At 44.7% G+C, this 21,818-nt stretch carries 17 protein-coding genes, 2 tRNA genes and 1 pseudogene; 12 read left to right on the forward strand and 8 right to left on the reverse strand.

All coding sequences use genetic code 11. The annotated features are described in order from the left end of the window. Both NC99_RS13435 and NC99_RS13440 read left to right on the forward strand, forming a co-directional pair. The coding region (locus NC99_RS13435) for a dipeptidyl-peptidase 3 family protein (protein ID WP_053184543.1) at nt 1-1,544 on the forward strand (1,544 nt) is incomplete at its 5' end. 168 nt (nt 1,545-1,712) lie between these two features. After that, nucleotides 1,713-2,510 carry a dienelactone hydrolase family protein gene (locus tag NC99_RS13440; RefSeq protein WP_053184581.1) on the forward strand — a complete coding sequence of 266 codons (798 nt, stop codon included), beginning with the start codon at nt 1,713-1,715 and terminating at the stop codon, nt 2,508-2,510. A gap of 120 nt (nt 2,511-2,630) precedes the next feature. Here NC99_RS13440 and NC99_RS13445 read toward each other — a convergent pair whose 3' ends face one another. The 4 genes from NC99_RS13445 to NC99_RS13460 form a co-directional block, all read right to left on the reverse strand. Then, on the reverse strand, nt 2,631-3,356 hold the full coding sequence (locus NC99_RS13445) for a redoxin domain-containing protein (RefSeq protein ID WP_053184545.1): 726 nt from the start codon (nt 3,354-3,356) through the stop codon (nt 2,631-2,633). A gap of 539 nt (nt 3,357-3,895) precedes the next feature. Beyond that, nucleotides 3,896-5,104, reverse strand: coding sequence for an outer membrane protein assembly factor BamB family protein (locus NC99_RS13450; RefSeq protein ID WP_053184547.1), 1,209 nt, complete (start codon nt 5,102-5,104; stop codon nt 3,896-3,898). A gap of 39 nt (nt 5,105-5,143) precedes the next feature. Beyond that, on the reverse strand, nt 5,144-7,051 hold the full coding sequence (locus NC99_RS13455; RefSeq protein ID WP_053184549.1) for an AMP-dependent synthetase/ligase: 1,908 nt from the start codon (nt 7,049-7,051) through the stop codon (nt 5,144-5,146). 120 nt (nt 7,052-7,171) lie between these two features. Further along, nucleotides 7,172-8,221, reverse strand: coding sequence for an aldose epimerase family protein (locus NC99_RS13460; protein ID WP_053184551.1), 1,050 nt, complete (start codon nt 8,219-8,221; stop codon nt 7,172-7,174). 124 nt (nt 8,222-8,345) lie between these two features. Between NC99_RS13460 and NC99_RS13465 the strand changes: the two genes are divergently transcribed. The 9 genes from NC99_RS13465 to NC99_RS13505 all read left to right on the forward strand — a co-directional run bounded on the left by NC99_RS13465 (nt 8,346) and on the right by NC99_RS13505 (nt 16,415). Continuing rightward, complete coding sequence (locus tag NC99_RS13465) at nt 8,346-9,344, forward strand: GntR family transcriptional regulator (RefSeq protein WP_053184553.1); 999 nt, start codon at nt 8,346-8,348, stop codon at nt 9,342-9,344. Between the two features lie 183 nt (nt 9,345-9,527). Then, nucleotides 9,528-10,583 (forward strand): UDP-glucose--hexose-1-phosphate uridylyltransferase, encoded by a 1,056-nt coding sequence (locus NC99_RS13470; protein ID WP_053184583.1) that lies wholly within the window; start codon nt 9,528-9,530, stop codon nt 10,581-10,583. An 18-nt stretch (nt 10,584-10,601) separates the two neighbouring features. After that, a complete protein-coding gene (locus tag NC99_RS13475) occupies nt 10,602-11,891 on the forward strand; it encodes a galactokinase (protein WP_053184555.1) in 1,290 nt (429 codons plus the stop codon). A gap of 129 nt (nt 11,892-12,020) precedes the next feature. Further along, nucleotides 12,021-13,484, forward strand: a complete 1,464-nt coding sequence (locus NC99_RS13480; protein WP_053184557.1) for an MFS transporter — start codon at nt 12,021-12,023, stop codon at nt 13,482-13,484. A 247-nt stretch (nt 13,485-13,731) separates the two neighbouring features. After that, nucleotides 13,732-14,640, forward strand: a complete 909-nt coding sequence (locus NC99_RS13485; protein ID WP_053184559.1) for a metallophosphoesterase — start codon at nt 13,732-13,734, stop codon at nt 14,638-14,640. Nucleotides 14,641-14,821: 181 nt separating this feature from the next. Then, nucleotides 14,822-14,895 (forward strand) — tRNA-Asp (locus NC99_RS13490). 72 nt (nt 14,896-14,967) lie between these two features. After that, nucleotides 14,968-15,041 (forward strand) — tRNA-Asp (locus tag NC99_RS13495). 48 nt (nt 15,042-15,089) lie between these two features. Further along, the gene (locus NC99_RS22695; protein WP_082326482.1) at nt 15,090-15,350 is read left to right on the forward strand and encodes a GIY-YIG nuclease family protein; all 261 of its coding nucleotides are present in this window, start codon (nt 15,090-15,092) and stop codon (nt 15,348-15,350) included. A gap of 417 nt (nt 15,351-15,767) precedes the next feature. Beyond that, a complete protein-coding gene (locus NC99_RS13505) occupies nt 15,768-16,415 on the forward strand; it encodes a class I SAM-dependent methyltransferase (RefSeq protein ID WP_082326483.1) in 648 nt (215 codons plus the stop codon). A 21-nt stretch (nt 16,416-16,436) separates the two neighbouring features. Here NC99_RS13505 and NC99_RS22700 read toward each other — a convergent pair. Both NC99_RS22700 and NC99_RS13510 read right to left on the reverse strand, forming a co-directional pair. Next, nucleotides 16,437-16,505 (reverse strand): annotated as a pseudogene (locus NC99_RS22700) (TraR/DksA family transcriptional regulator); the annotation flags it as partial. A gap of 57 nt (nt 16,506-16,562) precedes the next feature. Beyond that, nucleotides 16,563-16,772: a hypothetical protein gene (locus NC99_RS13510; RefSeq protein ID WP_082326484.1), complete on the reverse strand. Its 210-nt coding sequence runs from the start codon at nt 16,770-16,772 to the stop codon at nt 16,563-16,565. A gap of 275 nt (nt 16,773-17,047) precedes the next feature. On the opposite strand from NC99_RS13510, the gene NC99_RS13515 reads away from it, so the two are divergent. Next, complete coding sequence (locus NC99_RS13515) at nt 17,048-18,577, forward strand: SulP family inorganic anion transporter (RefSeq protein ID WP_053184565.1); 1,530 nt, start codon at nt 17,048-17,050, stop codon at nt 18,575-18,577. Nucleotides 18,578-18,610: 33 nt separating this feature from the next. Here the strand turns inward: NC99_RS13515 and NC99_RS13520 are convergent, their stop codons facing one another. Next, nucleotides 18,611-20,485, reverse strand: coding sequence for a metallophosphoesterase family protein (locus NC99_RS13520; RefSeq protein ID WP_053184567.1), 1,875 nt, complete (start codon nt 20,483-20,485; stop codon nt 18,611-18,613). 52 nt (nt 20,486-20,537) lie between these two features. Then, a complete protein-coding gene (locus NC99_RS13525; protein WP_053184569.1) occupies nt 20,538-21,797 on the reverse strand; it encodes an APC family permease in 1,260 nt (419 codons plus the stop codon). Nucleotides 21,798-21,818: the final 21 nt, after the last annotated feature.

Here is a 21,818-nt window from a genome sequence, read left to right on the forward strand (position 1 = left end):
TTGCAACAAAGGCCGATGCTTTTGTTTCGTTCAAACTCACAACAGACCTTTCGGTACTGACCGAAAAAGAGCAGCAAATGTTGCCTCATTTATTTAAGGCGGCAAATATCATGGATGAAATTTTTTGGATGGAAGCCTTTGGCGACAAAGAATCGGTTTTATCTCAAGCCACGGAACCGGCGATGGAGAAATTCATCAAAATTAACTATGGACCTTGGGAGCGGCTGAATGCGAATAAACCTTTTCTCGACGGTTTTGGGGACAAGCCGGCAGGGGCCAACTTTTATCCGGTGGACATGATCAAAGCTGAGTTTGAAGCTTGGGGTGAACCCTCGAAAACCAGTTTGTACACTTTGATCCGGCGCGACGAGAACGGAAAGTTAAAAGCCATTCCTTATCATGAAGCTTTTAAAGATCAAATAGCTGCGGCGGTCGGAGCCATTCGCCAGGCAGCGGAACTGGCCGAAGACCCGGGACTAAAGCGGTACCTTGAGCTGCGTGCCGAGGCCTTGCTGACCGATGAGTATTACGAAAGCGATGTGGCCTGGATGGATATGAAAACCAATACCATTGACTTTGTGGTTGGGCCCATTGAAAACTACGAAGATCAACTTTATGGCTACAAGGCCGCCCACGAAGCGTTTATTTTGGTGAAAGACAAAGCATGGAGCGCCCGTCTGGACAAATACGCGGCTTTATTGCCCGATCTGCAGAAGGCGCTGCCAACAGACGAAGCCTATAAAAATGAAACGCCAGGCTCGGATTCTGACCTGAACGCTTACGATGCCATTTTTTATGCCGGTGATTGCAACGCCGGAAGTAAAACCATCGCCATCAATTTGCCGAATGATGAAAAGGTTCGCGCCAACAAAGGCAGCCGTAAGTTGCAGTTGAAGAATTCCATGCAAGCCAAGTTCGATCAGATTTTGTTGCCAATCACCGATTTGCTGATTGCAGAAGACCAGCGCGCCCATGTGAAATTCGACGCTTTTTTCGAAAACACCATGTTTCATGAAGTGGCGCACGGACTTGGACTTGGAAACACAATTGACGGTAGCCAGACTGTTCGTGAAGCACTCAAGGAAACCTACAGTTCTATCGAAGAAAGCAAGGCTGATATTCTTGGTCTTTGGGCGGTTTATCAGTTGAATGAGCTTGGTGAGTTTACTGATAAAGACATGATGGACAACATGGTGACCTTCATGGCCGGCATTTTTCGTTCGGTACGTTTTGGCGCCGCCAGCGCACACGGAAAAGCCAATATGATCCGCTTTTATTATTTTCAGGAGAAAGGAGCTTTTGAGCGCGACGAGGCGACCGGAACCTATCGTGTGAATTACGAGAAAATGAAACAAGCCATGCTGGATTTGTCTGATCTGATTTTAACCATTCAAGGCGATGGCGATTACGACAAAGCCAAAGCGATGATCGACGAAATGGGGTTCATTCGCGAAGGTTTACAAGCTGATTTGGATCGAATTGGCCAGGCGGGAATTCCTGTTGACATTGTGTTTGAACAGGGGCCGGAAGTACTTGGACTGTAAAAGCTACCCTGTTCGCTTTCTTTGGTAAAATCCGCCAAGGCTGAAAAAACAGTTTTGGCGGATTTTTTTTTTGCCGAAAAGTCATTCGGCTTCGCCTTAAACAAATCCTTATTCAAACAAAACGATTTGATTTCTTGTTAATCCTTTGATAACCAATAGCGAATGATCATGAAAAAAATAGTCAGTTTTATTGTATTTGTGTTGTTTTTGAGTGAGGTAAAAGCACAGGATTTTGCCCTCAAACAGTTGGAAGACTCGCCGCGCCACCACGAGTGGGTGAAAGTGAAGTCAGGCGATCGGGAGGTTCATTGTTTTGTGGTATTTCCCGAAGTTTCAACAGAAGCAACCGTTGCCATTGTCATTCATGAGAATCGTGGATTGACAGACTGGGTGCGAAGTTTCTCGGACCAGTTGGCTGAGGCAGGGTACATTGCGGTGGCGCCTGATTTGTTGTCTGGTTTTTCTTCAGAATATAAAAAGACCAGCGATTTTCCTTCGTCAGATGATGCCCGCAATGCCCTCTATGAATTGGCTGCCGAGCAGGTTCAAAACGATTTGAACGCCGTGCAGGCGTTTGCAGCAAAAATGGAGGCCGGCAACGGGAACACCGTCGCTATCGGATTCTGCTGGGGTGGTTCGCAAAGCTTTCGGTTCGCAACTTACAACAAGCAACTCGATGCGGCGCTTGTGTTTTACGGCAGTGCACCTGAATCCGAATCGGCCATTGGAAACATCGTGGCGCCGGTTTATGGATTTTATGGCGAGAATGACTCCCGCATCAATTCCGGCATTCCCGCAACAGAAAAAATGATGAAAGAAGCCGGGAAAACGTATGACTATGAAATATACGACGGCGCGGGCCATGCCTACATGCGCCAGGGTGACGATCCAGACGCTTCGGGCGATAATAAGACAGCCCGTGACAAATCGTGGGAGAGAATAAAAGCAATTTTGTCGGAGATCTAGCGATACGAAACAATGGCATGAAAAAATGAAAGGGGCTGAAAATGCCCCTTTCTGCTGCTGTTAAACTAATTGCCCCAGTCGTTTGAAAGTAATCGCATGAACTGTTCAAACAACATTGGACTATTTACTAACTTTTTTAAACCACATTCGGTCTCCAACATTGTAGTATTCATTCTTCAAGTCCGGATTTTTGGCCAGGTCTTTCTGCGTGTACGGAAAGTGCGGAACCATCAAATCGTCTCCTGTCGTCCAGTTGGCTGGCGTGAGCAAATTGGTCTCGTCGGCTGCCTGGAGAGCCAGAATGGTGCGTTCAATTTCAGTGATGTTCCTGCCAACTTCGATTGGATAGAAATTAATGGAACGCACGGTGTTTTTTGGGTCAATGATGTACACGCCTCGAATATCGCGGCTCGTGCTTGTTGGCGTATGCAGCATGCCATAGGTAATTGAAACCTTTTTTGAAGAATCATCAATGATTGGAAATTGAATGGATTGCTTTCCGCGGCCTTTGTAATCCAGCTCTTCAAGATGAGCTTTCCACATGTTGTGTTGTGAAAGATCATCTGTGGAGATAATTGCAAACTTCACGTTCAGCATAGCCAGATCTTTTTGTAAGTAGGCCAATTCGAGAAGCTCGGAAGAACAAACCGGGGTGAAATCTTTTGGATGACTGAAGAGTATCTTCCAGCTCTCGCCAAAATCATTGGGAAATGTCAATTCCCCATTGGTGGTTTGTGCGGTAAAAACTGGCGCTTTTGCACCGATCAGCGGAATTTGATTTGATTGAGAATAAGTTGTGCCAATGGCAAAAAAAAGGAGGACTAAAATTAGTGCATGTGTTTTCATAATTGTGTTCTAAAGTGTCTTTGAATGGAAAAAATGGATAAACTGAGAAAAATAGAAAAGATTGAAAGAGTCTGCTAAAGGATGAAAATGTCAACTTTTCGTGTTCACATTTTAATCCAGGGATCAATTACGTTAAAGCCCGGCTTTCTTTTTATTAGTTGTTCAACAACGCGACAAATAAACGCCAATTAAGAAGCTAAACACAATACGTGATTTCCATACCTTTTTATCTGATATATTGAAATAGTTCAACTCGACATTGCTTGTAAGTAATTGTTGTAGTGTAATTTATGCGATTCTTTTTGCTTGTGCGTCTTCGTTGTCTGAAGAAGCTAAAAAAATGTTAAAATATGGGTTGGGGAAGGGGTTTTCTTGATTTAAGAACTCATAGGTTCAAATAATCTATCATTATACTTTATTATCAAACAGTTTCGTAAGGTGGTTGAATATTTATTTTAAACATTTGGTTTAAATGTTCAAATAGTCCGATTTTTGGTTTTGACTGTCAGCAGAATTTTTATTTCCCTTCAATGTTCACACTATTTAGCAATCTTGTATCGCCACACGGAATCATTGATTCGTACAAATAAATCTCTCTGGTAAATTACGGGGTGCGCGTACGCATGAACGGTTGGAAAACCCGGACTCGCAAAACGACTGATAATTTCAAAACCATCGGATGTTGGTTTGGCCAGCACAATTTCGCCGGTATCGGTAAAAATATAAAACTTCCCATCGGCCATGACAAAAGAGCCCGGCTTGATTTCACGTGTGGTGAAAATTTCTTGGCCATCGCTCCAACGCAGCACGGCCCAGTGTTTCTTTTGGTCTGCCGTGCCGTAAATCAAGCCATCAACCACTTGTATGCCACTCAGCTTCGAATCGAAACCGGTGTTTTGCCAAAGCGTATCCAGTTGCTGGCTGGCATCGTTAATTCTGAACATCACCGAACCTTCTCCGTAGCCCGAAGAGTAGAAGATTTGTCCATCCTGATAAACCGGTTCGTTCGAGTGGTTGCCCCGCTTTTCAGTCAGGGCATGCTTTATTTTTACCTCTCCGGTTTTTGGGTCAAACAGTACCTGGTTGAAATCGAGATTGAGCATGCAAAGCGTTTCTCCGTTGTGCTCAATGAGCCGGGGCGTGCTATAGGCATTGGCATTTCCTTCTACTTCAGTTTCCCAAACCACGGAGCCGTCGTTTTTATTGAGACCGACCAGCGAAACTTTGTCACCGCCAGGTTGCAGAATCACCAAATCACCATATACAAAAGGCGATTCGGTATAACCCCATTTAATTAACTCACCACCATATTTTTCAAAGATATTGACGTGCCATATTTTTTCACCGGTTTTCATGTCCAGGCAAACGGCATCGCCATGTGCGCCCGAGTAGTAAAGTTTGCCCTCATTTAGTGTTGGCGTACCGCGCGACCCCGGAAACCGGAAGGTAAAATCCTGTCCATACGCTGTTTTCCACACCAGTTCACCGTCGTGCGTAAAATGGTAAACGTAGCCAATTGAATCGTGCATGCCTGCAATAAATAAGCCTGCTTCGGTCATGGAAGGCGATCCGTAGCCTTCGCCAATACCGCTGTAGGTTTGTTTGATGGGCAAGGTGTCGTTGGGCCATTCATCCATCAGGTTGGTATCCGGATAGCGGGCATCCTGGTTGGGGCCGTGCCAGCGGTTGGCCTGTCCGAAAATAAATAACGGCAGGCTGATTAACAAGATGATAAAGCTATGTCTCATGGTTTTTTATTCTTCCGGGTGAAAAAAGAGTTTAAATAGTTAGCTGTTCCATTTTCGAACGGCGTCGATATTACGCTCATTGATCATGTTTTTGGCTTCAGGTGTGTAAAGGAACGCCAGTTCTTCAGCAAAATGCTCGTTTATTTTTCCGCGCACCATTTTCATCAAAGAGTTCAGTAGGTGATTTTTCTCTGTAAATGCTTCGGGCAGAATGACCACAGTTGCCGGCAGCCAGCGCTGTGGAAACTGGTTTTCATATTCTCCGCCAGGCCGGTATTTGTTCAGCTCGGCCCACAGTATTTTTATGCTTTCCTCGTGTCCTTCGTCCGAGCCGGGCGTAATTCCTTTGTGTTTCAACTCAGCATTGATTGCGCTGATATTGGGAACAATCATGCCCGAAGTGTATGGGTTTTGATTGTTATAAAGCATACATTGGTCAATGAATTTTGACTGATCGATGAGTGCTTCTTCAATGCCTTCGGGACTGAATTTTTCGCCATCGTTACCAATCAGCAAGCTTTTAAAGCGTCCAAGCACATACAGAAAGCCATCTTGATCAACATAGCCCATGTCGCCGGTGTGTAGCCAGCCGTCCCTGATCGTATCGGCGGTCGCTTGTGGGTTTTTCCAATACCCCAGCATCACGTTGTCGCCTTTAATGATGATCTCACCTTTTTGTCCTACGGGCAGCTCTTGGCCGGTATCGTCCACAATTTTAAGTTCCATGTATTTCACCGGTTTGCCCGACGAACCAAATTTAATGGCATGCAACGCATTGGACGAAATAACCGGCGATGCTTCGGAAAGTCCGTAGCCCTGGCACATGGGCATGCCAACAGCGAAGAAAAAACGTTGCAGCTCGATATCAAGCAGGGCACCGCCACCAATAAACAGCTTCAGGTTTCCTCCAAATCCCTCCCTGATTTTCGAAAACAAGATTTTATCGTAAAAAGCCAGCAAAGGTTTGTAGATGAATCGCATCCCCTTACCTCGGTCGTGGCCAAAACCGTTGTATTTATAGGCCACACTCAGGGCATGATTGAATAGTTTTTCGGCAGTTTTGCCTTTTTGCCGGATGCCAGTTTCAATACCTTTTCTGAAATTTTTAGCAACCGCCGGTACGCTCATCAAAATATTGGGTTGAATTTCCTTGATGTTTTTCGGAATGTTTTTCAGCGTTTCCATTGGGGTTGAGCCCACTTCGAGCGATGCGATGCTGGCGCCGTTATACATGAAACAGTACAGGCAGGCGGTATGTGCAAACGAATGATCCCAAGGCAAAAAGGCCAGCGTTTTCCAATCCGAGGTAATGTCCATCAGCGTGTTCGATTGGATGGTGTTGGCGGCATAGTTCAGGTGGCTCAACATTATGCCTTTCGGGTCGGCTGTCGTACCGGAGGTATAGGAAATATTGGCCAAGTCGTTGGGTAGAATATTTTGGTAAACGGCTTCGAGCTTAGCTTGATTTTTTTTCAGAAATTTCTTCCCTTTTGCAATGATATCGTCATAGTAAAGATCATTCTCACCCAAATCATCTTTTTTGTCGAGGTAGATTATTTTTTCGAGCGTGGGAACTTCGTCGCGAATGGCCTCGATTTTTGTGGCCTGGCCTTTTGAAACAATCACCATTCGGGCGCCGGAGTGGGAGAGACGGAACTTTAACTCGCTGGCTTCATCCAGCTTCACCGACATGGGAACATTAACCGCACCAGCATACAACATGCCCAATTCGCTGATGATCCATTGGTTGCGCCCTTCTGAAACCAGTCCAATCCGGTCGCCTTTCTCAATGCCGATCGACAAAAAACCAGCTGCCAGTTGCAGCACTTCTTCGCGTGTCTGCCGGTAAGTCGTTCCCTCGTATTTGCCTTGCTTCTTTTCCCACAAATAAATGTTCTCGCCGTAATTCTTGACACTGGTTTCAAAGAGTTCAATGATCGTTTTCATTCCGTTTGATTTAGTTATTTTTCGGTAGGAACCAAAAATACAATTTTTTTCTTAGCTCAGGCAGAAACGAAAAACCCCCAGCGTTTGAACACTGAGGGCTTCACTAATTGTCAAAAGGATTTATTCAATCAACCCAAACTTATATACGGTTTGTTCTTCGTATTTCTCGCCGGGAGCCAATATCGTTGACGGAAACTCAGGGTGATTGGGCGCGTCGGGATAATGCTGTGTTTCCAGCGCTACGCCTGCATAACTGCCGAATTTTTTTTCTCCCCGGATCGTCAGTTCGGGAATCCAGTAGCCGGTGTAAACCTGAATGCCCGGCTGGGTGGTGTACACTTCAACCTGCCGTCCGCTTGTGGTTTCTTTTAGTCGTCCTGCAAAAACAAATTTTCCTTCTTCGTTGTCCAGTACGTAGTTCAGGTCGTAACCATCAGGCAGGCTGTCAATGTCTTTCCCCAACTTCTTGCTGGTGGTAAAGTCAAAGGCGGTGCCTGCTACCGGAATAATTTTTCCGGTAGGTATGAGGTCAATGTTTTCTGTCATCTTGCTGGCTGTCAGCTCCAACTCGTGATTTTTGATGTCTCCCTGTCCACCCGTCAAGTTGAAATAGCTGTGGTTGGTCAGGTTGACCAAAGTTTTTTTGTCGGTTTCTGCTTCGTATTTAATGGACAGCTCGTTTTCGTTATTCAACGAATAAATACAGTTGGTGACCAAAGTGCCCGCATAGCCTTCTTCGCCATCTACGCTGGTGTAAGATAGTTTTACCCCCACTTCGTTCTCGTTTTCAAACGTTTCGGCCTTCCATAGCTTCTTGTCAAAACCTTCCAGTCCGCCGTGCAGGTGGTTTGGCCCGTTATTAATGGCTCCGCTGTATTCCACCCCATCAATGGTGTATTTGCCATTGGCAATTCGGTTTCCATTTCGTCCAATAATGGCGCCGAAATAGGGATAGCTGCCCAAATATTCTTCACTCAGATAGTCTTCCAATCGTTCAAAACCACAGACAATATTGGTGGTGTTTCCATTTGTGTCGGGTGTTTCAATGGAGGTGATTATGGCTCCATAATTGGTCACTTTGATCACAACATTATTGTCATTTCTCAAGGTAAACAAATCGGCCTGAGCTCCATTGGGCAGGTCGCCAAAAGTTTTACTGGTTATCTTCATTCTATTCAATTTTAAATGATAAGTCTACAAATTTAATAAATGATACTTACTGGTGGGTACTGGTCGATAAAAATTGAAGATTTTTTGTAATTTTGGGATCCTTGGCTAAACAAAAACGAACTTCGTGAAGAATATACAAATAGACGATACGCTTGGAATTCCAAAATACCGCCAGATCATTAATTCAATTTATCAGGGTATTATTAATGGAAACCTCAAATTGGGCGACAAAATTCCCTCGCTAAACCAAATTTGTGCTGAGTTTGATCTATCGCGCGATACGGTAATGGTCGCGTTTAACGAGTTGAAAGCGAAGGGAATTATCAGCTCCATCCCGGGCAAGGGGTATTATATCAACAGTACAGAAGTGAATGTTGATCAACGCATTTTTCTTCTTTTTGATGAGTTGAATGCTTTTAAGGAAGATGTTTATACCTCGTTTCTGAATAGCCTCGACATTAAATCGAATGTGGATATTTATTTTCACCATTTCAATTTTCAGCTTTTTAAGAATTTAGTTGCGGAAGCGGCCGGCAATTACACGTCCTATGTGATTATGCCTGCGACTTTCGACTATACGGCTGATATTCTGTCGGTTCTGCCCAAAGATAATGTGTATATCTTGGATCGAAAAAAAGCTGATTTACAAGATTACCCGGTGATTTATCAGGACTTTGAAGCGGATGTGTATCAGGCTTTGCAAACAGGTGAAGACTTGTTAAGAAAATATGACAAGCTGGTCATGGTTTTTCCGGGAGGAAAAGAGCCGGAAGGGCGAATGACTGGTTTTCAGAAGTATTGCGAGGAACAGGAGATTCAATACGAAATTGTTCGAAGTTTAATTAATCGTCCAATTGAAAAAGGGGAGGCTTATTTTGTGCCATCTGACCGGAACCTGGTGAAGCTTGTGAAAATGGCTGCTGAAAATAATTTTACCTTGGGGCAGGACTTCGGCTTGGTTTCCTTTAACGACACCATGCTGAAAGAAGTAGTTGCCGGTGGAATTACAACGATTTCGACTGACTTTCAACTCATGGGAAAAAAATTGGCGCAAATGGTTTCGGAGCGGTCAAAGGAGCAGGTAAACAATCCGGCAACTTTGATCCGGCGGAGCTCCTTGTAAGCCCGGAATGGTTGACTGATATGATCTGGATTTTTAATCACCTTCGAGTAAAACAATGCAGCGAATAAAAAATAGGCCGGTGACCTTGATGTGTTTTACAACACAAAATTCATTGAATTTGAAAAAGCAATTATCGGTAGTTTTGCCCACCAGTACCTACCAGTTGGTTTAAATATAGAAGAAATGAATAGTTTTAACAGTAAAGATCATCCGCACAAGCGATTAAATCCGCTGACAAATGATTGGGTTTTGGTCTCGCCGCATCGGTCAAAACGGCCGTGGCAGGGACAAGTTGAAAAAGCGATCGTTGACGAACGTCCGCAGTACGACCCAGCTTGTTATCTGTGTGCCGGAAACGAAAGAGCCGGCGGGCATAAAAACCCGGACTACAAAGGAACCTTTGTGTTTACGAACGATTTTAGTGCCTTAATGACGGAAACTCCTGAAGGAGAAGTCAATGAAGGGAGTCTTTTTCAGGCCAAAAGCGAAAGCGGGATTTGCAAAGTCATTTGCTTTAGTGAAAACCACAGTTTGACCATTCCCGAAATGGATGTCAAGGACATCAGGAAAGTAGTAGATGTTTGGTGTGAGCAGTTCAAGGAGCTTGGCGGGAAAGACCAAATTAACTATGTCCAGATTTTTGAAAACAAAGGCGCAATCATGGGTTGCTCCAATCCGCACCCGCACGGACAAATTTGGTCGTCCTCATCCGTCCCCGTTGAGCCAGCCAAAGAGTCGGAAACTCAAAAAGCCTACTTCGAGAAGCATGGGCGAACGCTTTTGAGCGACTATCTGCAAGCTGAATTGGATAAGAAAGAACGCATTTTGGTTGAAAATGATCATTTTGTTGCGCTGGTGCCTTATTGGGCGGTGTGGCCTTTCGAAACCATGATTGTGAGTCGTCGGGCAGTACAAAACATCCTTCAACTTACCGATGCCGAAAGAGACGGTTTGGCTGATATTTACAAGCAGCTGACCGTGAAGTATGATAACTTGTTTGAAACATCCTTCGCCTATTCAGCGGGTTTGCACCAGGCTCCAACCGATGGACAGGATTACCCGGAATGGCACCTGCATATGCATTTTTATCCGCCTTTGCTGCGCTCAGCAACCGTCAAGAAATTCATGGTTGGCTACGAAATGCTGGCCACGCCTCAGCGTGATATTACCGCGGAGCAAGCCGCCCAACGATTGCGCGACCTCTCGGACAATCATTATAAATCAACGATTAATAAATAACTAAAACACAATAGAATTATGACAAAAATTACTGCATTAAATCAGAAAATCAATGGTGGAAATCATCCACTTTTCCAGGAGTTATATGGGACTGATGCTGTTGTTTTAAAAGAGCAGGCCGATCGTTATGCGAGCCTGATGAGTGAGTTTGAAAAAACATACGGCAACGACGATGTAGCCCTGTTCAGCTCGCCCGGGCGTACCGAAATTGGCGGTAACCATACCGACCACAACTACGGACGGGTGTTGGCTGGTGCGGTTAATCTCGACAACATTGCTGTTGCTGCGAAAAACAACAGCAACATCATTCGTATTAAATCGGCTGGTTATCCTGAGTTTCAGGTTGATCTTTCTGATTTGAGCATTGACGAATCACAATTTTACACCTCGGCTTCGTTGGTGCGTGGTATTTGTGCCCGAATGAAAGAAGTTGGCTATGAGATTGGCGGTTTTGACGCTTGTGTTGAAGGCCGTGTGCCAAAAGGTTCCGGATTGAGTTCGTCAGCTTCGTTTGAAGTGCTGGTTGGCGCCATCGTCAATAACCTGTTCAACGATGGCAAAATGAGCGCAGTGGAGAATGCAATCATCGGCCAGTGGTCTGAAAATAACTATTTTGGAAAACCTTGTGGTTTGATGGATCAAACCGCTTGTTCGGTCGGTGGCTTGATTACCATTGACTTCGAAGATCCGTCAAAACCGATTGTGAAAGAAGTTGATTTTGATTTTGTTTCAACAGGCTTCTCCCTGGTAATTACTGATGTGGGTGGCGGACATGACGATCCGGCTTCGCAGGCTGAATATGCCTCTTTGCCAACCGAAATGAAGGCAGTTGCTGCTGAGCTTGGTGCCAAAGTGTTGCGCGAAGTGACGCTGGAGCAAATTGTTGACAAAATTCCCGCCATTCGCAAAAAAACAGGCGACCGTGCGATTTTGCGTGCCTACCACTTTCAGGGCGACAACCAACGCGTAGTTGACCAGGTGGCTGCACTGGAGGACAACGATTTTCAGGCTTTCCTTAAAATGGTAGTTGAATCAGGGTACAGCTCATACATGTACAATCAGAATATTTTTGATGTCGTTCACAAAGACGAACAAGTGGTGTCGCTGGCTTTGGCCTTAAGCGAAATGGTACTGAAAGGTTCAGGTGCATGGCGCGTTCACGGTGGCGGATTTGGTGGAACAATCCAGGCGTTTGTGCCTCAAAACAAATTGGATGAATATGTGAACACGCTGGAGCATGTTTATGGAAAAGGATCATGCCATAAACTGTTTATAAGAAACAAGGGGTCGGTAAAACTCGAACTTTGAAAAGTTACCAGCTAAAGTTTCAGAACACAATTATTTTCTGAAATTTGCATGGGACTCTAAATTAGATGATATCGTTTCAACTAAAATCAATAGAAGTAAGAATTTTAAATCAGCCTAAAGTTATTTATTATGAATCAAAAGAAAAGTTACTTACTGCCGATTATTATGATGATCCTGCTTTTTGGGATGATCTCGTTTATCACAAATTTGGCGGCGCCGATGGGAATTGTGTTGAAAAACCAATTCAATGTTTCCAACTCGCTTGGGATGTTGGGTAACCTGGCAAACTTCATTGCTTATGCCGTGATCGGAATCCCCGGAGGAATTCTTCTTCAGAAAGTGGGATACAAAAAAACAGCTTTAATTGCCGTTGCAGTTGGATTCGTCGGAGTCGGAATCCAATACCTGTCGGGTCATGCTGAAAGTTTTGGCGTTTACCTGTTGGGAGCATTTATTGCAGGTTTTTCCATGTGTCTGCTAAACATTGTCGTCAACCCAATGCTGAACACCTTGGGTGGAGAAGGCAATAAAGGAAACCAGCTCATTCAGGTTGGTGGTTCATTCAACTCGGTGATGGCCACTTTTACTCCTGTGTTTGTAGGAATCCTGATTGGCGAGGCCACAAAGGCGAACATAACCGATGTTTTCCCGATTTTATATATTGCATTAGGGGTGTTTGCTCTGGTGTTTTTTATTCTGTTGATCGCAAGAATTCCAGAGCCACACGCGGCTCAGCCGAAAGAACCGCTGGGGCAATTGATGTCAGGAGCCTTGAAGTTTCGTCATTTTGTTTTCGGGGCAATCGCCATTTTTGTTTACGTGGGTGTTGAAGTAGGAACGCCGGGAATGGCCAACCTTTACATGACCACGCCGACAATTGCCCAGTCCGAAGTAATTATAGCGGAGTACGATAAACAACAGGCCGATCCGGATTATTTGCGGCAACTGGAAGCTCAAGATAGTCAGAACGTGGATGATAAAACCTACAGGGGACAAGTCGTTAGCGACATCGCTTACGAAAGTGCGTTGAGAATTGTGGAAGGAAGAGACACCCCTGGATTGGGAATTGGTGCAGGTGTCGCAGGTGGAGTTGTTGGTTTGTATTGGCTGCTTATGTTGGTCGGACGCTTGTTTGGTGCTGCATTTGGCGGTAAAATTGCCAGCAAGAAAATGCTAAGCAGTGCTTCGTTTATTGGCTTGGTATTGGTTCTTTTAGCCATATTCTGGCCTGCTCAAACGGTAATCTCCATGCCAACATTTAATGTGGTAGCCGGAGCCGTTAAATTTGAGCTGGTCGCCGTACCGATTAAGTTTTTCTTCCTGGCTCTCGTAGGGTTGTGCACCTCAATTATGTGGGGAAGTATTTTCAATCTTGCGGTCGAAGGGTTAGGGAAATACCTGGCGGCAGCATCTGGAATTTTCATGGTATTAGTTGCTGGTGGTGGAATCCTTCCATTGGTACAAGGATGGATTGCCGACGTTGCGAATTATGAAATAAGCTACTGGGTGATTGTTGCTGGCTTGGCTTACCTGTTTTTCTACGGTGCCATTGGTAGTAAGGTACTGAAAAGAGCCGAAGAGGTTTTGTCATAAGTACAAAACTTGTGGCCACTGAGGCTGCAGTAATAGCGCGATAGATTTAAAATCCGTCGATAAAAACGGGATGCCGAAAGGTGTCCCGTTTCTTTTGTGGCCTGGGAGTTTACCAGTTTGAGGTAAATCCTGAGTCGGATTAAGAAAGCTTGAGCATAGTCAAGAAAAATGACCGTAATTTACATGGTCATTTTTCTTGTGTTTTTGATAAAAGTGATAACTTGCCCCCAGAAACAGACTACTTTTTATGTACGATATAATCGGTGACGTTCATGGACAGGCTGGTATTTTAAAAGATTTGCTCAAGTCCATGGGATATGAAAAAAAGGATGGCGTTTTTTCTCACGAAACCCGAAAAGCTGTGTTCGTAGGTGATTTTATCAACCGGGGACCTCGCATCCGGGATACGGTAAACTTGGTACGTAGCATGGTAGAGTCGGAGAGTGCGCTGGCCATCCTTGGAAATCACGAGCTAAACGCCATTCTTTTCGATTTGAAGGATAAGTCGGGTAAGCTTTTTAATAAGCGTTCGTCAAAGTATCGCTTGCCCTTAAACCAAACCCTGGAGGAATTTGCACCCTATCCCGAAGAATACAAAAGCCACCTGAAATGGATGCGTTCCTTGCCTATGTTTCTTGAATTGGATGGCATCCGGATTGTACATGCGTGCTGGCGCGATGAAAACATAGACCTGCTGAAAGAGCACATTACCGACGACCGGTTGAAGAAAAGCTTCCTGCGCAAAATCAGCAAAAATAACACCGAGCTTTCCGCTGCCTTTTGGCAAACCTGCAAAGGCATTGACTTCCAGCTGCCCAAAGATTTGTTGGTGTATGACGACAGAGGACAGCCACACCGGAGCTTTCGCTCCAAATGGTGGCTGAACCCAAAGGGGATGAATTTCAGGGAGCTTTCTTTTGAAAGTCGGTTCGAATTGCCTCCTTACACCATTCCACCCGAACTAAATGGTTACCGGGAGCCCTATGGGGCCAACGACCCCATCGTCTTTTTCGGTCATTATTGTTTGAAAAATGGCGACAATATCTTGGCTCCAAACCTCTGCTGTTTGGATTCATGCATCAGTCGCAACGGAAAATTGACCGCTTATCGCTGGTCAGGTGAGAAAAAATTAGTCCCTGAAAATATCGTGAAATAATTAGGTTGCAGATTTATAATTTTGAAAATAAGAGGGCTAGCTGTGGTACCTGAAAATCGTAGTTTTCCGCTCAGTTGGTGCGAGCATTTTTTTTGAGTTTTACTATTGCAGAGAAAAAAAGAAAGCCTATATTTGCAGAGCCTTTTGAAAATAGCATTTCACGAGGGTTCTAAAGAAAAATGGTGGCGTAGTTCAGTTGGTTAGAATATCGGCCTGTCACGCCGAGGGTCGCGAGTTCGAGTCTCGTCGTCACCGCACAAAAAGTTCTTTTTAGTCTTGAAAAAAAATCATTTTGAATAGGTTCTTTGCCTATTTGAAATAAATAAAGGTGGCGTAGTTCAGTTGGTTAGAATATCGGCCTGTCACGCCGAGGGTCGCGAGTTCGAGTCTCGTCGTCACCGCAAGCGAGAAGCTGCTCAATTTGAGTGGCTTTTTTTGTTTTCCTGCAAATGTATTATGTGTATATCATAGAAAGTCTTCGTGATGGTAGTTTTTACATTGGCTACACCTCAAATCTTGAGCAGCGTTTACACTATCACAACACCGGTAAAAGTCGCTACACAAGCAGGAAATCTCCGTGGGAAATAGTCTGGTTTGAGCGCGCAGCCACAAGATCGGATGCGATAAGACGAGAAAAGTTTTTAAAGCGACAGCGAAACCGTAAGTTCTATCGGCGCTTGATTGATGACTTTGAAAAATTAAAATCATAAGGTCGCGAGTTTCCCGATTGCTCGGGATCGTCACCGCAAAATAAAAAAGCTGCTCAGATTGAGTGGCTTTTTTTATTTGTATAAACAGGAGCAGTTTCTCAAGAAACAGCAAGACCTCCATCAACACTGGCGGGACAAATTATCTTACTGACCATTGCCGTCGTTTAACCAATCTTTACCTTTGTCGGAGGAGCGGATAAACCCTTCGGAACGGGTTAGAGGCCCTTCAAGAAGGGGTAAAAGGTCGTTCGGAGCAGCTTATAAGTATCTCCGAAATAGAAAAAAGTCCTTCAGAACTAGTAAAAGGTCGTCTGAGACTGGTAAAAGGTAGTATAGAACTACTAAAAGGTAGTATAGAACTAGTAAAAGGTAGTTTGAGCGATTCTTAAGTCATAATTTCTGTTTAAAGTGAAGATCATGCGAAAACCAAGCGTTGTTTGTCCCCTGTGCGAGAACATGCAAGATCTATCGGAGATTGCCGGACCAGATCAAAGAGTTTATTATGAATGCGGAAACTGCAGGCTAATCTTTACCGCCCCCGATAGCTTGCCTTCGGTTGAAGCAGAAGAAAAGCGCTACCTTCAGCATAACAATGGCCTGCATCATCGCGGCTATCTTAAATTTTTGTCCCGGGCAGTTGATGCCGCCGAACCTTTTCTTTTTAAGGGGGCAATAGGCTTGGATTATGGATGTGGCCCTTCGCCAAGCTTAAGTGTGCTCCTCAAAAGGCATGGGGTAGACTGCGCCGATTACGATCCGATTTTCTTTCCGGAACAGCCTGCCGGGCCGTTTGATTTTGTTTTTGCCACCGAATGTTTTGAACATTTCTTCTCGCCTGCTGAAGAGCTTGTGAACTTGAACCAGCTATTGCGGCCGGGAGGTTTTTTGGTGGTCATGACCAGCCTCTGGAACTCGCAAAAAGCATTTCGAAATTGGAGTTATGCCCGCGATTACACGCATGTTTCCTTCTACCATGCCAAAACGTTTAACTATATCTGTAGCCATTTTGGTTTCAGACTGGCAGGAGGCGATCGAAAACGATTAATAATTCTTCAAAAAGTATAGGTCTGGTTTCTAGTCTCTATTTTATCGCCTCAAACAATGGGCACACAACCTGATTTCGGGCCGAAGTTTTAGGCGTTCGAACGGAATCGACTGGTGACACTTGGTTTAAATGCCGTAATCTTTGTCGTTTACAATCTGTTTGATCTGCTATAGTTGCTCCAGCCGCGTTTCAATGTTTCGCAAGCTGGCATCGAATACACTTTTATTGTTGATGGCATCTATCCTAGAAACATGGCCAATGGCATCATCGGGCGAAATGGGGCCGGTAAAATCTTTTAGCGTATTGGCTTTTCCCTGTAGCTTTTCTATTTCAGAATGAATGATTTCGACCAGTTGCAAGTGCTCTTCGTTTGTCATGGTTCTTTTGTTAGCTGTCAAAAAATAGCAATTAAAAAACGGTTTTTGCAATGTCAATTTAATGTCAATTTTAAAGATAAAGCTGTCTGGAACTTCAAGCCCGTCGTGTGATTTCGGAGCAAAGGTCTATTTTTGCCGGCCCTAACATGAAACGAAAAGACCTCCACGCTCTTTTGATGCTCCGCATCACTCAGGGAAAATTAAAACCAAAATCGATCGCAGACACTTGCCAATAATGGATTGGTGAGCCAATATCGTATTATAAACAGATTTGTATGAAGAAGATTTTTAGTTTATTCGATTTAAGACAGAACGTAGATTACAAAACGGAAGTCCTTTCCGGCTTGACGGTTGCTTTAGCTTTAATTCCTGAAGCCATTGCCTTTGCCCTGATTGCAGGCTTATCGCCACTAACCGGCTTGTATGCCGCTTTTGTGATGGGCCTGGTAACTTCGATATTGGGCGGTCGTCCCGGAATGATTTCGGGAGCAACGGGTGCCGTGGCGATTGTTATTGTTTCGCTGGCTGTTTCGCACGGACCGGAATATGTTTTTGCGACCGTAATACTTGCCGGAGTTCTTCAAGTTCTGGCCGGGGTTTTAAAGCTGGGTAAACTCATGCGTTTAGTTCCTCATCCGGTCATTTTTGGCTTCGTCAACGGACTCGCCATTATCATCTTCATGTCGCAGTTAGCACAGTTTAAAGATCCTGCAGGCAATTGGCTAACCGGCCAGTCGCTCTACATCATATTGGGCTTGGTGTTATTGACCATGCTGATTATTTGGGGCTTGCCCAAAATTACCAAAGCGGTTCCATCCTCATTAACAGCCATCTTAGTGGTATTCGGAATTGTGGCGTATTTTGGTATCGACACCAAAACAGTGGGTGATATCGCCTCCATCAAAGGTGGATTTCCTCCATTTCATTTTCCAGCCGTACCATTCACTTTGGAATCAATCATCCTGATCTTTCCTTATGCGGCCATTATGGCTGGGGTTGGACTCATTGAAAGCTTGCTCACCCTGAATATTATTGATGAGATTACCGAAACCCGAGGACGGGGAAATAAAGAAGCGGTTGCCCAGGGAACGGCCAATATCCTGTCAGGAATGTTCTCCGGAATGGGCGGTTGTGCCATGATTGGTCAAAGTTTGATCAACATCTCATCGGGTGCACGAGCTCGCTTGTCCGGGATTGTAGCGGCTGTCATGCTACTGGTGTTTATCATGTTTGGAGCCGGGCTGATTGAAAAAATGCCAATGGCAGCACTCACCGGCCTGATGATTATGGTTGCCATTGGAACTTTCGAATGGGCCAGTTTGAGAACATTTAACCGGATGCCTAAGTCGGATATTTTGGTGATGGTGATGGTAACCTTAGTGACAGTTTTTCTGCATAATCTGGCTTTGGCGGTAATTATTGGTGTGATTATTTCGGCACTGTTTTTTGCCTGGGACAATGCCAAACGCATCCGTGCCCGCAAGCATACTGATGAGAAAGGTGTCAAGCATTACGAAATTTACGGGCCGCTGTTTTTTGGGTCAGTAACAGTTTTTAATGAAAAATTTGATGTGTTGAACGATCCCGATGAAGTTGTCATCGATTTCAGAGAAAGCCGCGTTGCCGATATGTCTGGGATTGAAGCACTGAACAAGTTGACAGAGCGTTACCTAAAAGTAGGTAAAAAGTTGCATCTGAAACACCTGAGTCCCGATTGCCGGCGATTGCTGCACAACGCCAATCAAATTATCGAGGTCAATATTATTGAAGATCCACAATACAAGGTGGCGGATAATAAGATATAAGTCGGTAAATGGAAAGAGTAAGGATGCTCCTGCTTAGCGGAGTTCCACGCTGTCAATTTCATTTAACGTATCTGGATTAATGACTTTCATTGTAATTTTTTTCCCGTCGACATAGAACAAGCATAGGGCATTTTCTACACTGAAAGACTGTGTAAAATCGCTCCAGGGCAACACCTCCTGCCCGTAATACGGCGCACCGGCAGCCCCGTTGTTGATTTGATAAACGGGACGCGACACATCCAGTTTTTCATGCTCGTACCCTTCGGGGTAAATTGGCACTTCCGGGGTCAGTTTCAACCAGTTGTAATTGTGTTCGTCGCCGGTGAGGATGGCTACCACCTTCGAACTTCCGTTAATCAAAATATCGAGGTATTCGTCGCGTCGTTCGATAATCCCCGTCTCCACGGGCTTGCCGGCAATCCATGGTCGCATTTCATTGTTCCCGCTGTACCACATATCGTCCCCGCTGTGCCCGCCATTGGGAAAGGCCGGCGTGTGTTGGGTAACAAAAATATGGTCGATTGAATTGTCAGTTTCAAATTTCGCAATTGTTTCTTTAAGCCACGCCAGCTGGTTATCCATAAGATATCCGTGCAATCCACCGCTGGTTGCGGTTTCTCTGCGCAAAGAGGGTGCAAACCAATAATTGCTGTTTAGCACAATCATTGCCACATTCCCATAGGTGTAGTAAAAAACATTTTCATCGTACGAAGGAAAATCCACACGGCCCGGGTTGGGATCGTAACGGTTGTCGTCCTCGCTTGCAGGCCCGTTTACAGGGTTTACAAAAGCCTTGGCGAATACCGCTTCGGCCGAATGTGTATCATAAGGGAAACGGTCGATGGAGGCAGCAGTCCGGTTTTCTGCATCCCGGAAAATATAGTTTAAAGCTTCGTGGTTGCCCATCCCTGCGTTAAATGGAATATAATGCCAGAAGGGTTCAATGGATTTTTTCCAGTTGGTGTATTGCACTTCCTGTTCTTCCCGGTTCGATAAGTAGCCGTTAATCATATCGCCGGTAAATTGGACAAAGGCAGCATCCTTGCTGTAAGCCAGCGCTGCAATTTTTTTCATGATGTAGGCATTTGTGCCTTCAATTCTCCGTTCGCCCCCTCCCGTGGCATGACGGCTATCACTTGAATATCCGAAAACAAAAGGATCCCGGCTTCCTTTTGGCAAAGCAGTTTTAAAATGATATTGCTGACTAAGTTTACCGTAACGAACTGTGTAATCATATTTTGTGTCTGATTCCAGCCCGGTGATCCGCCATTCATGGTGCGTAGCTTTTCCGTCACTTTCATACAGCTTCCCGTTCACTTCCAAACTCGCCTGCACTGGCAGGGTAGTGTTGCACCACACTGTTGCTTCATCCGGCCTGACTTTATTCACGAAAGGGCCTTCGTATATGGCGGGCGCCACTTCAAAAGGCCCTGTTCCGGTTAACGAAATCTCGCCATCGAAAATTATCATGCCGTTTTCGTCCGCCAAACGATACCCGATAGTGAGGTAGCCATTCTCTTTCCAGTCCACAAAATCGTAAGGATAGCGAAACGCATTTTTGATATCCACTTCAACTTTTCCGTCTCTGATGGGAGTTGAAAAACGAAATACAGGCAACGGATGGTCGGCTTTTCCGTACGGAATTAAACCATAGGTGAATGTGCCTTTTAAATGTCCGAAATCAAATTCCACACCGTCGGCTGTTCCTTGCGGGTTACCCATGAGTTCTTTTAATGTAAACCGGGGACCGGTTGTGTCGGCATAAAACTTTTGGTTGTCTTTTTTAAAGAAAAGCAGCCCGTTGTCATTATATTCGATGTTGGAATAGGACGCAGGAATTGTTTGTGACCGTGCATTGACCGCGAAAGAGGCAAATAAAATCAATAAAATGATATCTGGAATTTTCATGTTCTGGAATTTAAAGTCAATAATTTTCATATTCTGTTTTGTATGTCTCCTATTATTTATCGTATATTTTGCGAAAAATCAACCGGATTAAAAAACCTGCTGCCAATAAAATTATCCCTGTTGAAATTACCTTTCCAGGTAATGAAACCGACATAATAAGACACCCAGCTAATCCTAATGCCGGGACAGCCTTCCCATAGAGCTGTTCTTTCCCAGGTTGTCTGAGCGCCGATATGTTGGTGATGCCGTAGTACAACAGAATTGTAAAAGTGGCTGCCCTCACAATAAATTCAAATGTACCTGCAAGTGTGAGAATCAAAATAATACCACCAGTGAAAAGAATACCCAGATGTGGTACCTTATATTTCGTATGAATTCTTTGAAATAATGGCGGCAAATCATGCCTGCGTCCCATCGCCAGCAACATCCGGCTGATGCCTAAAATCTGGCTTAACAATACACCCAGCATTGCTGTAGTAGCACCGAGTGTCAAACCAATTCCTATTCCGGGAGTATTCAAATCGTTGGCCGCCAGTTGCAAGGGCGACCGACTGCTTGCCATTCTTTCCGCTCCAATTGAACCTACTGCCACAAGACTTACTGCGAGATAAAGAAAAACTGCGCTGATGATTGTAATAATGACGGCCTTTGGAATAGTCTTCTCTGGTTTCTCTACTTCTTCAGCAAGAGTGGCAATTCGTGCATAACCTGTAAACGCAAAAAATAACAATGCCGCCGATTCGGCTACACCCCGGAATCCATAGGGAATAAATGGCTGGAAATTGCTTTTTTCAATAGAAGGTATACCACTAATTATCAGATATGCTAACGACAGTATGGTAAATGCTACTATAAACAGGTTTAAGTACCCGGCTTTTTTTATTCCGAAGTAATTGGCAAGAGTGAGAAGCACAACTGCTACCAGTGATAAAATCAATGGCGATCCAACTGGTACAAGCTGATAAAAATAACTTCCAAATCCAATTGCTACAACACCTGCCGCTGAAAGCTTGCTTATAAGAAACATCCATCCGGCCGAAAAGCCCAAGGAAGGATTTAACAACCTGTACCCATATTCATAAGTGCCACCCGAATGCGGATACCTCGCTGCCAGTTGTGCCGAACTTAATGCATTAAAAGCAGCTACAATTCCTGCTGCCAGCAACCCAATTATAAATGCTGGCCCTGCAACCTCAGCTGCCACTCCGGTAACAACAAATATACCTGCTCCGATAATGGCACCCAATCCCACTCCTACAGCATCTTTTAGCTTTAATCCCCGGTGAAGCTCATCTGCTTTAATTTCTTTCATTACAGGTTTCTCTTTTCTTCT

Source organism: Sunxiuqinia dokdonensis (assembly GCF_001270965.1).
GTDB lineage: Bacteria > Bacteroidota > Bacteroidia > Bacteroidales > Prolixibacteraceae > Sunxiuqinia > Sunxiuqinia dokdonensis.